Genomic DNA, 14467 nt, shown 5'->3' on the forward strand with positions numbered 1-14467 from the left:
CCGCCCACCGCGGTGGCGTCGCCGGTGTTGATGGCGTCGGCGCTGGAGTCGCCGCCCGTGGCGTTGCCGGTGGTGATCGTGCACTTGCCCTTGCACTTGCCGACGCCGGTGTTGGCGTCGCCGCCGCGGGACTCACCGCCGACGGTGGTGTTCTCCGCATTGGCGTCACCGCCGGTACCGATGCCGTCGGCGCTGTCGTCCTGAACGAAGGACACCGCGTGCTGCGGGGTGACGGAAGGGGAGGCCATTGCGGTGGCGGGGAGGGCTATGCCACCACCCAGCAGGGCGACGGAAGCGGAAGCGAGGACGATGCGGCGGGTCGACAGGATCTTGAACATGGTCGTTCTCCATTCGGAAAGGAAAGGAAGAAAAGGGAGGGGATGAGAGAATCTTCCGGATAAAGGATCCGGGGTGATTCCCTGCCCTCTACTTCTTCCGGTGCTTCCCGGTGAGGGCGTACTTCAAATAAACCCGATGGCGGGATGCGCGTCACGCCACTCACATTCGGGGCTTGACGCAGGGGGCCCCTTCTTGTAAAAGCGCCGTTCGCGTCTCCTCGTACACGCACCGGAGCCCCGGGTCCGTGGTGTCGGACCCGGGGCTCCGGTGTGGTGTCCCTCTCGGGCGGTATGGATCGCGGTCGATCTTCACGTCTTCACGTGGCGGGGAATCGTCGCGTCTCCCTCCGCCCCGCCGTCGGGGAACCCTTCGGGAGGCCCGCAGGGGGCGGTGATGCACTGCCACTCCGGACGGTCGGGAGCCTGGAAGACGGGGCTCTCGGGAGATCCGTGCTTGCCAGGGCGCTTGCCGTGCTTTCCGTTGCCCCACTTGCCCGAGCCGTCCTCGGCGGGCCGGTCCTTGCCGATCAGGGTGTCGTCGGGGCCGGTGCGGAGCAAGAGGGTGGACTCGTTGCCGGTGTCGTCCGCCCTGACCGCGTGCGAACTCGCGGGGGTGGCGGCGAGCGCGGTCGCAGGTGCGAGCACGCCGCCCGCGACGATGGCGGCCGATGCGGCGAACAGGACGAGGCGCGGCTTCCGGGAGACGTGGTTCATGACTGCTCTCCTGTGGTGAGCGAGGCGGACGGGGTTCGTCCCAGTACGCCCCGCCCCCCGCGCGGAGTCACGACCCGAAATCTCGCGGCTTGACGGAATCCGGCTCCCCGGCTAGGCCCGCCAGGCCCCTCCCAGGGTTAGAGCTCGCCGAAGAGCAGGTTGCCCGGGGCGTCCTCCTCGGTGCCGGTGTAGTACTCCCGCACCGCGCCGAGGAGCTCGTCCACGGAGAGGAACCCGTCGTGGTCCGCGTCGATCCGGGCGAAGAGCGCGTCCGTGTCCTCGCGGTTCAGCTTCGTGTCGAAGGCCGTCTGGGCCTTCTGGAACTCCTCGGGGCTGATCCGCCCGTCGTCGTCCTTGTCGACGACCAGGAGCATCGCGTGCGCCATCGGCCGGAACGACTTGTCGTAGGCCGCGCGGTCGTCCCGGAAGAGGCGCGTCATGCCCTGCTTGTACTCCTCCGGCGTGACCTTCCCGTCCCGGTCCATGTCCAGCTCGGTGAAGAGCTCCTGCCAGAAGTCGACCAGCCCGCCCATCACCTGGGTCGCCTTGGGGGAAGTGGCCGGCTCGCCCAGGGCCGACAGCAGGCGGGAACCGAGCCCGATGATGTCGTGCTCGTCGATCACCTGGTCCTCGTTGACATCGAGGTGGGCGAAGGCGCGGTCCAGCTTGCGGTCGAGCAGGTCGTTCGTCATTTCAAGTGCCTTTCACGGCTACGGTGCGGGGTCCCTCGTTCACCTAGCGTAATCTCCTGCGTGATCACGAACTCCCGTTATCCCGCTAGGAAGTTGTGGATGCACTCTTACGAGGTATGGGTCAACGGCGTCGAAGAGCCCGGCACCCGATGGGTCTACTGGCCACGGGTGGGTCAACTCCTGCGCGAGCCCTTCGAGGTGCTCGGGCTCAAGGCCCGGCTGGAGCGCGGCGAGGACCTGCCGTACGACGACCGGCTGCTGGCCGGCCGCGTCGCCATGTCCGCCCCCGAGCAGGGTCTGCGCGCCCTGACCGCCGCTCGCGCCGCCCAGCCGGGATGGGCGGCGATCCCGCTCGCGGACCGGATGGAGCTGCTGCACGGCATCCACCGGGCCGTCGTCGAGCGGCGCGAGGAGCTGACCGGGCTGCTGGTCGCCGAAGGCCACCCCGTACGGCTGGCCGCCTGGGAGCTGGACTCCGTGACCGCCTCCTTCCACCCGGACTCCGTCGCCGACTTCGCCGCACGGCTGCGGGAGCCCGAGCGCACCTCGGCCGGCCGGCGGACCCGCATGGTGCGCAAGCCGGACGGGGTGGTGTGCCTGAGCCCGCCGCGCAACGCCCCGACCTCCAACTCCTTCTACGGGGCGCTGGCGCTCGCCGCGGGCAACAGCCTGGTCGTCAACGCGCCGCCCACCGCACCGCTGGGCGTCAGCTTCGTCTACCGGGAGATCGTGGCCCCGCTCCTGGAGCGGCTCGGTGCCCCGCCCGGCTCCCTGAACGTGGTCTGCACGCACGCCCGCGCCGTGGTGCGCCAGTGGCTGGACAGCCCCGACTGCGACGACCTCGTCTTCTTCGGCGGCTCCGAGCAGGGCCTCAAGCTGGAGCGGGAGTGCGTGGTCGCGGGGAAGAAGCCCGTACTCGAACTGTCGGGCAACGACGGGGTGCTGGTGTGGCACGACGCCGAGGTCGATCTCGCCGCGCGGGCCCTGTGCGAGCGGTACTACGGCTCCGGGCAGATCTGCATGACCCCGAAGTTCGCCATCGTCCATCCGGAGGTGGCCGACCGGCTGCTGAAGGAGCTGATCGAGCAGGTGGGGGAGATCAGGCCCGGGCCGCCGGAGGATCCGCGCACGGTACTGAGCCCGGTGGTCAAGCGGGCGGAGTTCACCGCGTTCGTCGGCGAGGTGCTGGCCGCCGGCGGGGAGCTGCTGTGCGGCGGTGAGTTCGTCGACGTCGACGACGAGCCCTCGGCGGCGGGACCCTTCATCCGGCCGGCGGTCGTGCGGGTGGAGGGGCTGGCCGGGGCCGCCCGGCTGCGCGCCTTCCGCGAGGAGACCTTCTTCCCGCTGCTGTGCGTGGTCGTGCCCGAGGCGCCCGTCCGGCTGGAGGAGGCCATCGGCTTCCTCAACGCCAACCGCTACGGTCTGCGCAACTCCCTGTGGACCCAGGACGAGCAGGTCGTCGAGCGGTTCTGCGAGGAGGTGGTCAACGGAGGCATGCTGAAGGTCAACGACTCGCACATCGGCTGCCTGCCCTCGATCCCGTACAACGGCGGCACGGGAGCCACGGGCGGGATCTTCGGCGAGGCCAACCTGCCCGCCGTGCGCACCACCCACCTCCAGTCGATCGCCGTCGCCACCCTGGTCCGGCCGCGGGAGTCGGTCTTCGACCACGCGGCGGCCTGCGGGGCGAGCCCGGCGGGCTGAATTCTTGTTCCGAGCAACCTTTCGAGGCGGCTCGGCGTCGTACGAACGTGCGCACGTTGTACGTACGACCGATGGGGGACAGGGTGTTGAAGGCGCGGAACCCGCGGAGGCGATGGGCCGCCGGCGCGGCGGTGACCACCATGACGCTGTGGCTGGCCGCGGCAGGACTGCTGACGGCGCAGCCCGCGCAGGCGGCGACCGGCGGGTGCGCGGGGAACCTGGTGCGGACGCTGCCGTTCTCCACGGGAGAGGTGCGCGTCTACAAGACCCGCGACCGGGCCTGCGCGGTGGCGGTCGCCCGGGAGCCCGGACAGCGGCGGGCGATGTCGGTGAGCATCCAGCCGCGCGGCGGCTACCCGGTGCGCGATGCGGGGCAATTCACCCGGTACGCCGGCCCCGTCACCGTCCATGCGATCAATCGCTGCGTGTACGTAAAGGGGAGCGTGGGGGCCGGATCCGTCGATTCCGGCTGGATACTTTGCTGATGGAGCGGCCCAACTAGGTCTGTTCAGCCGCGTGTTCCCCCGGCTAGGTTCACGGCGACCGATGTGAACTCATGGGGAGTGTGAATGCGCAAGAAGCTCGGATGGCTGCTGTCGCTCGCGGTGCTGATCGGCACCGTGGGTGCGGCCGGCACCACGGCGCAAGCGGCCACCGCCGCGGAACCGTCCGCCGTCACGGATGCCACCGCCACGGATGCCAAGGTCGCCACGGAAGACATCAAGGACCGGATCCTCGCGATCCCCGGGATGAGCCTGATCGAGGAGAAGCCGTACCCCGGTTACCGCTTCTTCGTACTGAACTACGAGCAGCCGGTGGATCACCGCGCGCCGTGGAAGGGCACCTTCAAGCAGCGTCTGACCCTGCTGCACAAGGACGTCACGCGGCCCACGGTGTTCTTCACCTCCGGCTACAACGTCAACACCAACCCGCGCCGCAGCGAGCCGACGACCATAGTCGACGGCAACCAGGTGTCGCTGGAGTACCGATTCTTCACCCCGTCCCGCCCCGATCCGGCCAACTGGGCGAACCTCGACATCTGGCAGGCCGCCAGTGACCAGCACCGCGTCTTCACCGCCCTGAAGAAGGTCTACAAGAAGAACTGGCTCGCCACGGGCGGCAGCAAGGGCGGCATGACGGCCACCTACTTCGAGCGCTTCTACCCGCGCGACATGGACGGCGTCGTCGCGTACGTCGCCCCCAACGACGTGGTGAACAAGGAGGACTCGGCCTACGACCGGTTCTTCGCCAAGGTCGGCACCAAGGAGTGCCGCGACAAGCTGAACGCGGTGCAGCGCGAGGCGCTCGTGCGCCGCGAGCCGCTGGAGGTCAAGTACGCGGCCGCCGCCGCCGAGAACGGCTGGACCTTCACCACCGTCGGCAACCTCGACAAGGCCTACGAGGCCGTCGTGCTCGACTACGTGTGGGCCTTCTGGCAGTACAGCCTGCTCGCCGACTGCGCCTCCATCCCGGCCGCGGCCACCGCGACCGACCAGGAGATCTGGGACACGATCGACGCGATCTCCGGCTTCTCGGCCTACGCCGACCAGGGCCTGGAGACGTACACCCCGTACTACTACCAGGCGGGCACCCAGCTCGGTTCCCCCGACATCAAGCAGCCCCACCTGGGCGACCTGAGCCGCTACGGCTACCAGCCGCCGCGCAACTTCGTGCCCCGCGACATCCCGATGACCTTCCAGCCGGCGGCGATGCGGGACGTGGACACCTGGGTGAAGAACAACGCGAACCAGATGCTCTTCGTCTACGGGCAGAACGACCCGTGGGGTGCCGAACCGTTCCACCTCGGCTACGGGGCCCGCGACAGCTACGTGATGACCGCTCCGGGCGCCAACCACGGAGCCAACGTCTCCAAGCTCATGGAAGCCGAGAAGGCGCTGGCCACCGAGAAGATCCTCCAGTGGGCCGGAGTGGCCCCGGCCGCCGCGCCCACCGGCGCCGCGAAGGCCGCGCCGCTGGCGAAGCCGGACGCGCAGCTCGACCAGCACGACATCGAGCGCGAGCCGATGCTGCGCCCGTAGCTCCGTAGGAGGACCCGGGCAGGGGCCGCGGGAGGGGTACGGGGACTACCCGTACGCCAGCCCGTGGCCCAGCGGGTAGCGGCCCGGCACCGGGACGGGCAGGCGCCCGACGGGCCGTACGGTCCCGGTGACCACCCGGGCCGCCGCCCGCAGCTCCACGTCCGTCCAGGTGTAGGTGGCCAGTTCGGCCGCGCAGGCCGGCAGCCGGGCCGGGTCGTAGGGGTTGCGGATCGCCACCAGGACCACCGGCACCCCGGTGGCCAGCAGCTTGGTGACCAGCTCGCGCTGCGGGCTCTCGCCCTCGGGGACGTTGTACGTGCACACGAGCACGGCCGCGTTGCCGGGGGCGGCCGCCACCGCGCGGGCGGGCGGCAGGGCCGTCGCCCGGCAGCCCAGCGCGGACAGCTCCCGGGCCAGTACCGCGGTAGGGGGTCCCGTCGTACCCGTGGGGGAGGCCGGGTCGGTCCCGGTGACCAGGAGCAGCGGCCGGTCCGCCGGATCCAGCGGCAGCAGCCCCACCGGATTGGCCAGCAGGGTCGTCGTACGGTCCGCGATCTCCCCGGCGGCCGCAAGGTGCGCCGGGATGCCGACGGCCGCATCCACCGCGTCCATCGCCCGCGCCGGTTCCACGGCCCGTGCCGCCGCGTCGAACAGACCCCGGCGGGCCTTCAGTTCCAGGATCCGCAGCACCGACTCCTCGATCCGGGCCCGCGTCAGCTCGCCGGACTCCACGGCCGCCAGCACGCTGCGGACGGCCAGCCCCAGGTCCGGCGGGTTCAGCAGCTGGTCGCAGCCCGCCTTCAGGGCCAGCACCGGGACCCGGTCGTCCCCGTACTTCTGGCGGACCCCGGCCATGTCGAGGGCATCGGTCACCACCACCCCGCGGAATCCCAGCCGTTCGCGCAGGATGCCGGTGACGATCGGCCGCGAGAGGGTCGCCGGATCCCCCGAGGGGTCGAGCGCGGGGAAGACGATGTGCGCCGTCATCACCACGTCGACGCCCGCCTCCACGGCCGCCCGGAACGGCGGCTCGTCCAGTTCCTCCCACCGCGCGCGCGTGTGGGTCATCAGCGGCAGCCCGACGTGGCTGTCGGTGCCGGTGTCCCCGTGCCCCGGGAAGTGCTTCGCCGTGGCGGCAACCCCGGCGCCCTGGTAGCCGCGGACCTGGGCGGCGACCAGGGCCGCCACCGCCTGCGGGTCGGCGCCGAAGGACCGTACGCCGATGACCGGGTTGGCGGGATCGACGTTCACGTCGGCCACCGGGGCGTAGTTGTGCCGGATGCCCATGGCCGCCAGCTCGGCGCCCGCGATGCGTGCGGCCCGGCGGGCCTCGGCGGTGGAACCGCCGGTCCCCAGGGCCAGGGCTCCCAGCGCCATGGCCCCCGGGAGCAGGGTCGCGGGCCGGCCCACGCGGGCGACGGCGCCGTGTTCCTGGTCGATGGAGAGCAGCAGCGGGATGCCCGCACCGGAGTCGGCGGCCGCCCGCTGGAGCCCGGCCGACAGTTCGGCGATCTGGCGCGGGGAGCGGGTGTTGTGCGCCCAGCCGAAGTAGACGATCCCGCCGAGGTGGTAGCGGGCGACCAGCTCGGCGGGGGTGCGCACCCCGAACGCCTGCTGGTTGAGCGCGGCGTCCTCGGAGTCGGGCTCGGTTGCCGCATGCCCGTACGCCCGCGAGACGAAGAGCTGCCCGACCAGTTCGGCCAGGCTCATCCGCTCCATCGTCTCGCGCGGCAGGACCCGGGGGGCGGGGGAGCGCCCCGGCGCGCGGTCGCCCGGCCGGGGGTCGTCGGGGGACGGGCCACCGGGGTTCCGGGCGGGGCCCACCGCGGCGGAGGCGGCCCCCGCCGCGGTGACGGCGGCCACGGCGGCCACGGTGAGCAGGGTCCGGCGGGAGGCGTGGTTCGGCACGCGCCGGACGCTACTGCGGGGCGGGCCCTTCGGCGCGGGGGACACTCGCGGAGTCCCCCGTACGGGGTGCGACTTGGGGCCAGTGCTCGCGCAGGGTCCGCACGGCCTCGGTGATCGCCGGCCGGCGGGCCGCCCCGGTCCGCCACAGGGCGTACAACCGGCGTACGGGGCCCGGCTCCAGCGGTACGGCCACCGCGCCGGGCGGCAGCGTCCCGGTGCCCAGCCGCGGTACGACGGCCACCCCGAGCCCGGCGGCGACCAGCGAGACGATGGTGTGGTTCTCCTCGGCGACGTGCGTGATGTCGGGCTCGAACCCGGCCGTGCGCAGGGTCCGTACCAGCCAGTCGTGGCAGACCCGGCCGGGCGGCTGGCACACCCAGCGCTGCCCGCCCAGGTCCGAGCGGTGGATGACGGAGCGGGAGGTGAAGGGGTGTCCGGCGGGCACCACCAGGTCGCAGCGGTCGTCCCCGATCACGGCCTGCTCCACGCCCTCGGGGGCGGGCAGCGGGGCGATGTCCCAGTCGTGGGTCACCGCCAGGTCGGTGACCCCGCGCGAGACCAAGTCCATCGACAGGTGCGGGTTGATCTCCGTGAGCCGTACTTCCAGGGCCGGGTGACGGTGGGCCAGGTCGGCGAGGACTCCGGGGAGCAGGCCGCGGGCGGCCGAGGCGAAGGCGGCGACCCGCAGCCGGCCGACGGGCTGGCCGCGGGACTCCTCCAGTGCGGTCTCGGCCCGTTCCGAGATGTCCATCAGCTGCTGGGCCGTCGCGGCCAGCAGCTTGGCCTCTTCGGTGAGGGCGACACCGCGGCCGTGGCGTTCGAGCAGGGTGGTGCGGGTCTCCCGTTCGAGCTTGGCGATCTGCTGGGAGACGGCGGAGGGGGTGTACCCGAGGGCGGCCGCGGCCGCGCCGACCGAGCCGTGGACGGAGACGGCGTGCAGGGCGCGCAGCCGGGAGAGGTCGAGCATGCGGGTCAGCTTAGGCCCGGCGGATCGCTGGATGAAGCATTGCTACATCCGACCCTGAAGACATCTGCGCTGGTGCTAAATGGTTGAGGAGTCGATGCTCGGAGCATGCGACCCATTCACACCGCCCTCGCGGTCCTCGTAGCCGCGGTCTGGGGTTTCAACTTCGTCGTCATCGAGTTCGGGCTCGGATCGTTCCCCCCGCTGCTGCTGTCCGCGCTGCGCTTCCTGGTGGCGGCCCTGCCGGCGGTGTTCTTCGTCGGGCGTCCCAAGGTGGCCTGGAAGTGGATCATCGCGGTCGGCGTGGTCCTCGGCATCGCGAAGTTCGGGCTGCTGTTCTCCGGGATGGCCAACGGGATGCCGGCCGGGCTGTCCTCGCTGGTCCTCCAGGCGCAGGCGGTGTTCACGGCCGTGTTCGCGGCCGTCGTGCTCAAGGAGCGGCCGGGCCGGCTGCGGATCGCGGGCATGACCGTGGCCTTCGCGGGGATCGCGGTGGCCGCCGTGGACGAGGGGGCCTCCGGGCCGGTGCTGGGCTTCACGATGGTGATCGCAGCCGCCGCGTGCTGGGGCGTGTCCAACGTGCTGACCCGCAAGGCGTCCCCGCCCGACGCCCTGAACTTCATGGTGTGGGTGAGCGTGGTGCCGGTGCTGCCGCTGGCGGGGCTGTCGCTGCTGATCGAGGGCCCCGAGCGGGACTTGGCGGCGCTGCGCGGGCTCGACTGGAGCGGGGTCGGGGTCATCGTGTACCTCGCCTGGATCACCACGGTGTTCGGCTTCGGGGCGTGGGGGTTCCTGCTGCGCACCTATCCCGCTTCCTCGGTGGCCCCCTTCTCGCTGCTGGTGCCGGTCTTCGGGATGAGCTCGGCGGCGCTGGTGCTGGGGGAGGAAGTGAGCGGGCTGCGCTGGGTGGCGGCCGTCCTGCTGGTCGGCGGGGTGGCGGTGACCTCGCTGGTCCCCTCGAAGCCCCGGCCCGCGGTACGGACGGCGGACCCGGCGCCCGCGATGGCGGCCGGGCCTGCGGCGCCGACCGACCTCGACCCCGCGCCCGACCCTGCGCCCGCCCCCGCGCCCGACCCCGCCGCGGCGGTTCCGCTTCCGGCGGCGGGCGGCCGCTAGCCGCCGCCCGCTCCGGCCCCCGGCGGCCCGGTCCGCGTCCTCGCGGCGCGGGCCGCCGGCAGGTCAGACGCCGTTGAAAGGCTCCTTGCCCAGCAGATATCCGGCGTGCAGCCGGTTGCGGGCGCCGATGCTCTTCATGATGTTGGCGATGTGGCGCTGGCAATTGCGCAGCGATATCCCGACGACATGCGCTATTCGGTTGTCCGATTCACCCTGAATGAGCAGGGAGACGATGGTCTGCTGAATGTCGGAGGTAATGGCCGCGCGGGCCGGCCGGTCGTCTTCCGAGGTGAATTTCTCGGCCGCGCTCCAGGCCCGCTCGAAAGCCTCCACAAGAAACGAGACAAGGTGGCTGTTTCTCGATATCGCCGCTCCGTGGGATCCGTCCGAGAGCGGAAGGATCGCCACTTCCTTGTCGAAGATGATGCAGCGCGGAAATCCGTGGGCGAGCGTGCACACCTCCGCGCCGAGCGGCGTGACCCGTCCGACGAAGGACGCGGTGGCCGGGCTGAACCGGGCCGTGTGCTGGTACAACGTCCGCATCCGCACGCCGCGTTCCAGCAGTCGTTCGGTGCGTTCCAGGCTCTCCAGGAGCACCTCCTCGTCCCGGGCTCCGCCGGGCTGGGAGGCCAGTACCTCGGTGCGCGCGCCGTCCGCGAGGCCGGCGATGAGCTTGCGGACGTCCCCCACGCCCGGGACCAACTCCAGTGTGGTGTCGTCCTGCAAGTGCGCCGTCGTGAGGGTCAACTCATCTAAATCTCCGCGTAGTTGATCGAGGAAGGTCTGCGTCTCGTTCAGGCTGTGCTGCGCCGGGTTGAGGACCTTGATGCGCGCGTGGTCCACGGGGTACGAGGTGTAGATGCCCGTTACGGGGCACTTGCTGAGCAGCCCCAGTTCGTCCAGGGCGGTCGCGGCTTCCTCGACCTCCGAGGCGTCCATGTCCAAGGCCGTAGCAGCTGTTTCGCGTGTTGTACCCGGTGTCTGTGTACAGAACCGGTAGAGACGGTCTCCGGCAGGGGTGAGCCGGGGTATGGGAAAAGGGTGGACTTGTCTGATTGGGTTCAATTCATCCCCCTGTCATGTTTTCGCCAGCGGCAACATGATCCCAGAAAGGGATGGCTCCGGATGTCGTCGAACGGACAGGATGAAGCCGAAGCTGATCCGGACCGCAAGACATCTTGAGGGGCAGGCAAGCATGCCACGTATAGCGAGTTTCCTCATCGCCATTGCGGCAACTTTCGCGGTGACCGTCTTCCTCGCCCCTTCGACGAGTGGTGCGGCGAACATCGCCGCCGCCACTGGTCCGGGTCAGGTAGTCAACGATCTCGGCTGGGGATGAGATGCCTCGTAGTAAGTCGTACAACACGTACTCCAACCTGCAGCGCCCTGAGTTCCGCAAGCGCGTCGACGAGCTCCTGCTGAAGTTCGAGCGGGACTTCTACGAGCGCAGCGCGGGCGCCGACGGGATGCTCGACAAGGAGAAGTTCGACCTCGAGCTGTACAAGCGGCACAACGTCGAGACGATGATCCGGATCGGCCTCAAGCGTGCCGTCGACCCGCTCATCGCCAACTACTGGGCCACCCGGGACCCGCAGCTCTGCAAGGAGTGGGGCCTGTACGGCGCGGAGGAGGGCCGCCACGACCGCATGTTCGCCGGCGACCTGCACAAGGTCGGCATGACGGACGAGGAGATCTACGCGATCCGTCCGACCTTCGCCACCGAGCTGCTCAACGGCTACTTCTACTACACGATGGCCACGGAGGGTCCGCTGGCCGCGATGATCAGCGGGTTCTACCTGGAGTACATCGCGGGCAAGACCCAGCCCGACTGGCTGGACATCATGGAGCAGCACGTCGGCGCCGACAAGACCAAGGGCGCCCGCGCCCACCTGGCCCTCGACGACGACGACGACCACGTCGACATGGTCTGGAACCTGATCATGCGCATCATCAAGGACGAGGCCGACGAGGAGCGCTTCGTCGAGCACCTCATCAAGATCAACTCGCTGTTCGTGTCCTACTTCGTCGAGGTCTACGCGGCCACCGTGCTCGGTGCCGGCGCGGACGCCTCGCTGCTGACCCAGGCCGCACCGGCCGCCGCCGTACAGACCAACCTGCAGACGAAGGCCACCGCTTCGGTCTGACCGACCGGCCCACACCTGCCGGCGACGCTCTGAAGGGCCGACGCTCCGAAGGGCAGAAGGGCCGACACTCCCGCAGTCCGGCGATCCCGGGCATTGCGTTCCAGATGTGCCGCGCAGCCCCCACGGGGGCAGCGCCGCGATGTCCGGGGTCCGGCTGCTCCACCGTCTACTCACCAAGGAAGACGATGCACTATTCATGGCCTCGCGAACTGTCCGAACAGGACATGCGCGAAATGATCGAGCTGATGGACGCCGTCGCGGTCAAGGAGAGGACCCTCGGCTTCTACGAACCCGTGGGACTGGAGAAGGGCCTGCCCCTGATGCGGGCCTTCGAGGCCGACCTGCGCAAGGGCGCCGTCGACCTCCTCCACGTCCGCACCGACGAAGGCCGCATCGTCGGCATGGTGACGCTCGCCCGGGCCCCGCTGCCCGCCCGCCGCCACATCGTCGAGATGCGCCGCTGCGTCGTGGCCCCCGACTACCGCGGGCAGTTCCTGCTCGAAGGCTGGGCCGAGGCCCTGCGCAAGGTCGGCGAGATGGGTTGCGACGTCATCACGCTCGAAGTCCGCGACGACGGCCCCGCCGGGCTCTGGCAGCGCCTGGGCTTCCGCGAGTACGGCCGGCTGCCCGACTACGCCCGCGCCGACGGCCGCCCCGTCACCGGCTTCTACATGCACGCCCGGCTCGCCGACATCACGGGCCACTTCGAGGCCACCGGCACCTGGCTGCACGAGCTCGAGTCCGACCGCGTCGCAGTCGCGAGCTGACCCCCGCACCGCCGGCCGGTACGCACCGCCGGGCCGCAAGCACCGTCAGGCCGTACGCGCACCGAGCCGTACGCGCACCGAGCCGTGCGCACACCGCGCCCGAGGCGCGCCACGCCTGACGCACACCACGCCTGACGCGCACCGCGCCCGACCCCCTCCCGCGCACCCGCACCCGCTGCCCCTCCCTACCGCCGCGCCGCCCGCAGGGGCCGCGCAGGCCCCCGCACCGAGCACGCCGTACACCGACCCGGGCCGACCCGCCCGTGCGGTACGGCCCTTCGCGGCCGACCGGCCGGTGCGAATCCCCTCGCTCCACCCACGGCTCTCACCTCACCCACCGCCCGCCGGGGCGCACTTCGACGTGCGCCGGACGGGCTCCGGGACCACACCACTCCACCGAAGGGCACAGCCATGTCCAAGATCGCCGTCCTGACCAACGACCTCCAGTACGAACTGGTCGAGAAGAACCCGGAGCGCGTCGCCGCCGTCGAGGCCGCGACCCCCCACTTCACCGGCTTCCTCGACGAGATGCGCAGCCGCGGCCACCACATCTTCCACCTGCAGCTCGTCAACGACCCGGACGACCCGAACGCCGAGCGCTACGACGGCTACCTCCCGGTCCAGCGCGGCACCCACGGCGCCGACATCATCGAGGCCTTCCTGGCGCCCGAGGACGTGGTCATGGAGAAGAGCAAGGACTCGGGCTTCTACGAGACCGACCTGCACGACCGCCTCCAGGCCCTCGGCGTGGACACCGTGCTGATCACCGGCATGCAGACGCAGATATGCGTCCAGACCACCGCCGCCGACGCGTTCTTCCGCGGCTACAACATCTGGGTCCCCTCCGACTGCGTCGTCTCGGCCCGCCTGGACGACAAGCAGCGCGCCCTGGACTGGCTGGAGGGCTACTGCGCCACGGTGACCGACTCCGCCGAGGTCATCAAGGTCCTCGACGCCGAGGGCGGCCTGCCCCGCAAGAACATCAAGACCCCGTGACCACGCCCCTCCCCACAACTCCCCTTTCCAGAAAGGAACCGGCATGACCACGAGCGTGGATCCCACCGAATTCATCGTCCTCGACCACGGCACCGGCGCGAAGCTGAGCCAGGACCTGGTCCAGCTGATCGCGGCGACCCTCGGCGACGTGTACGTCGGCATCATGGAGGACAGTGCGGTCCTCAAGATCGAGGGCGACCGCATCGCGATGACCACCGACTCCTTCGTGATCGACCCGCCGTTCTTCGGCAACGGGGACATCGGGAAGATCGCGGTCTGCGGCACCGTCAACGACCTGGCCGTGGCCGGCGCCCGGCCCAAGTACCTCACCCTCGGCATGATCCTGGAGACCGGGCTCCCCATCCCCAAGCTGGTCCAGGTCCTCGAGTCGATCCGCGACACCGCCCGCGAGGCCGGCGTACAGATCGTCGGCGGGGACACCAAGGTGGTCCGCAAGGGCGAGGCCGACCAGATCTACCTGAACACCGCGGGCGTCGGGGTCTTCGAGCGCGAGCCGCTCACCATGACCGACGTGCGCCCCGGCGACAAGGTGATCCTCAGCGGGCCCATCGGCAACCACACGGTGCACCTGCTCTCCATCCGCGAGGGCCTCGGCTTCGAACAGCGCGTGGACAGCGACTGCGCGCCCCTCAACGGCCTGGTCGACACGGTCCTGTCGACCGTCGAAGCCGGCGCCGTCCGCTCGATGCGCGACGTCACCCGCGGCGGCCTCACCGCCGTGCTCCACGAGTACGCCCACAAGCTCGGCCGCACCATCCGCGTCGCCCAGGACGACCTGCCCATCCAGCACGAGACCGCGATGGCCGCCGACATGCTCGGCATCAACCCGCTGCACTGCGCCAACGAGGGCTGCCTCGCGGTCTTCGTGGCCCCGGAGGCGGAGGCCGACGTACTGGCCGCCCTGCGCTCGCTGCCCTACGGCAAGCACGCGGTCACCATCGGCGAGATCTCCGAGGACACCGAGGGCCTGGTGCTGCTGCGCGACAAGGACGGCCGCGAAACCCAGCTGGAGGAACTCCTCGGCGCCGAACTCCCCCGGCTCTGCTGAGAAAGGGACCGAGGAA

13 protein-coding genes and 1 pseudogene are annotated in these 14467 nt (G+C 70.7%); 8 read left to right on the forward strand and 6 right to left on the reverse strand.

The features are described 5' to 3' along the window. The 3 genes and pseudogenes from ACFVX6_RS34575 to ACFVX6_RS34585 all read right to left on the reverse strand — a co-directional run. Positions 1–338, reverse strand: a pseudogene (locus tag ACFVX6_RS34575) (hypothetical protein); the annotation flags it as partial. A 309-nt stretch (positions 339–647) separates the two neighbouring features. Then, on the reverse strand, positions 648–1052 hold the full coding sequence (locus tag ACFVX6_RS34580; RefSeq protein WP_389698281.1) for a hypothetical protein: 405 nt from the start codon (positions 1050–1052) through the stop codon (positions 648–650). Positions 1053–1189: 137 nt separating this feature from the next. Continuing rightward, positions 1190–1744 carry an EF-hand domain-containing protein gene (locus tag ACFVX6_RS34585; protein WP_389698283.1) on the reverse strand — a complete coding sequence of 185 codons (555 nt, stop codon included), beginning with the start codon at positions 1742–1744 and terminating at the stop codon, positions 1190–1192. Between the two features lie 99 nt (positions 1745–1843). Here ACFVX6_RS34585 and ACFVX6_RS34590 point away from each other — a divergent pair, with 99 nt between their 5' ends. The 3 genes from ACFVX6_RS34590 (at position 1844) to ACFVX6_RS34600 (ending at position 5487) form a co-directional block, all read left to right on the forward strand. Beyond that, entirely contained in the window at positions 1844–3448 is a 1605-nt protein-coding gene (locus ACFVX6_RS34590; RefSeq protein ID WP_389698285.1) for an aldehyde dehydrogenase family protein, read from the forward strand. A gap of 140 nt (positions 3449–3588) precedes the next feature. Further along, complete coding sequence (locus ACFVX6_RS34595; protein WP_389698287.1) at positions 3589–3933, forward strand: hypothetical protein; 345 nt, start codon at positions 3589–3591, stop codon at positions 3931–3933. An 84-nt stretch (positions 3934–4017) separates the two neighbouring features. Beyond that, on the forward strand, positions 4018–5487 hold the full coding sequence (locus ACFVX6_RS34600; protein WP_389698289.1) for a S28 family serine protease: 1470 nt from the start codon (positions 4018–4020) through the stop codon (positions 5485–5487). Between the two features lie 45 nt (positions 5488–5532). Here ACFVX6_RS34600 and ACFVX6_RS34605 read toward each other — a convergent pair whose 3' ends face one another. After that, positions 5533–7395: a glycoside hydrolase family 3 protein gene (locus ACFVX6_RS34605; protein WP_389698291.1), complete on the reverse strand. Its 1863-nt coding sequence runs from the start codon at positions 7393–7395 to the stop codon at positions 5533–5535. Positions 7396–7405: 10 nt separating this feature from the next. After that, entirely contained in the window at positions 7406–8362 is a 957-nt protein-coding gene (locus ACFVX6_RS34610; protein WP_389698293.1) for a LysR family transcriptional regulator, read from the reverse strand. A 105-nt stretch (positions 8363–8467) separates the two neighbouring features. On the opposite strand from ACFVX6_RS34610, the gene ACFVX6_RS34615 reads away from it, so the two are divergent. Next, positions 8468–9475 carry an EamA family transporter gene (locus ACFVX6_RS34615; protein ID WP_389698295.1) on the forward strand — a complete coding sequence of 336 codons (1008 nt, stop codon included), beginning with the start codon at positions 8468–8470 and terminating at the stop codon, positions 9473–9475. Between the two features lie 63 nt (positions 9476–9538). On the opposite strand, the gene ACFVX6_RS34620 is transcribed toward ACFVX6_RS34615, so the two are convergent. Continuing rightward, positions 9539–10414 (reverse strand): LuxR C-terminal-related transcriptional regulator, encoded by an 876-nt coding sequence (locus ACFVX6_RS34620; protein WP_389698297.1) that lies wholly within the window; start codon positions 10412–10414, stop codon positions 9539–9541. 401 nt (positions 10415–10815) lie between these two features. Here ACFVX6_RS34620 and ACFVX6_RS34625 point away from each other — a divergent pair, with 401 nt between their 5' ends. The 4 genes from ACFVX6_RS34625 (at position 10816) to hypE (ending at position 14451) form a co-directional block, all read left to right on the forward strand. Next, positions 10816–11619 (forward strand): hypothetical protein, encoded by an 804-nt coding sequence (locus ACFVX6_RS34625; protein ID WP_250739588.1) that lies wholly within the window; start codon positions 10816–10818, stop codon positions 11617–11619. A 185-nt stretch (positions 11620–11804) separates the two neighbouring features. Continuing rightward, positions 11805–12386 carry a GNAT family N-acetyltransferase gene (locus ACFVX6_RS34630; protein WP_389698299.1) on the forward strand — a complete coding sequence of 194 codons (582 nt, stop codon included), beginning with the start codon at positions 11805–11807 and terminating at the stop codon, positions 12384–12386. 411 nt (positions 12387–12797) lie between these two features. After that, complete coding sequence (locus ACFVX6_RS34635) at positions 12798–13382, forward strand: cysteine hydrolase family protein (protein WP_389698301.1); 585 nt, start codon at positions 12798–12800, stop codon at positions 13380–13382. Between the two features lie 43 nt (positions 13383–13425). Next, the gene (hypE, locus tag ACFVX6_RS34640) at positions 13426–14451 is read left to right on the forward strand and encodes a hydrogenase expression/formation protein HypE (RefSeq protein WP_389698303.1); all 1026 of its coding nucleotides are present in this window, start codon (positions 13426–13428) and stop codon (positions 14449–14451) included. Positions 14452–14467: the final 16 nt, after the last annotated feature.

It is taken from the genome of Streptomyces sp. NPDC058289, from assembly GCF_042880975.1.
Lineage (GTDB): Bacteria > Actinomycetota > Actinomycetes > Streptomycetales > Streptomycetaceae > Streptomyces > Streptomyces stoeckheimensis.

Coding starts and splice junctions, on each gene's coding strand:
- ACFVX6_RS34585 (WP_389698283.1), bottom strand. CDS start 1,744: ATGACGAACGACCTGCTCGACCGCAAGCTGGACCGCGCCTTCGCCCAC.
- ACFVX6_RS34590 (WP_389698285.1), top strand. CDS start 1,844: ATGCACTCTTACGAGGTATGGGTCAACGGCGTCGAAGAGCCCGGCACC.
- ACFVX6_RS34600 (WP_389698289.1), top strand. CDS start 4,018: ATGCGCAAGAAGCTCGGATGGCTGCTGTCGCTCGCGGTGCTGATCGGC.
- ACFVX6_RS34595 (WP_389698287.1), top strand. CDS start 3,589: ATGACGCTGTGGCTGGCCGCGGCAGGACTGCTGACGGCGCAGCCCGCG.
- ACFVX6_RS34580 (WP_389698281.1), bottom strand. CDS start 1,052: ATGAACCACGTCTCCCGGAAGCCGCGCCTCGTCCTGTTCGCCGCATCG.
- ACFVX6_RS34625 (WP_250739588.1), top strand. CDS start 10,816: ATGCCTCGTAGTAAGTCGTACAACACGTACTCCAACCTGCAGCGCCCT.
- hypE (WP_389698303.1), top strand. CDS start 13,426: ATGACCACGAGCGTGGATCCCACCGAATTCATCGTCCTCGACCACGGC.
- ACFVX6_RS34635 (WP_389698301.1), top strand. CDS start 12,798: ATGTCCAAGATCGCCGTCCTGACCAACGACCTCCAGTACGAACTGGTC.
- ACFVX6_RS34630 (WP_389698299.1), top strand. CDS start 11,805: ATGCACTATTCATGGCCTCGCGAACTGTCCGAACAGGACATGCGCGAA.
- ACFVX6_RS34610 (WP_389698293.1), bottom strand. CDS start 8,362: ATGCTCGACCTCTCCCGGCTGCGCGCCCTGCACGCCGTCTCCGTCCAC.
- ACFVX6_RS34615 (WP_389698295.1), top strand. CDS start 8,468: ATGCGACCCATTCACACCGCCCTCGCGGTCCTCGTAGCCGCGGTCTGG.
- ACFVX6_RS34620 (WP_389698297.1), bottom strand. CDS start 10,414: ATGGACGCCTCGGAGGTCGAGGAAGCCGCGACCGCCCTGGACGAACTG.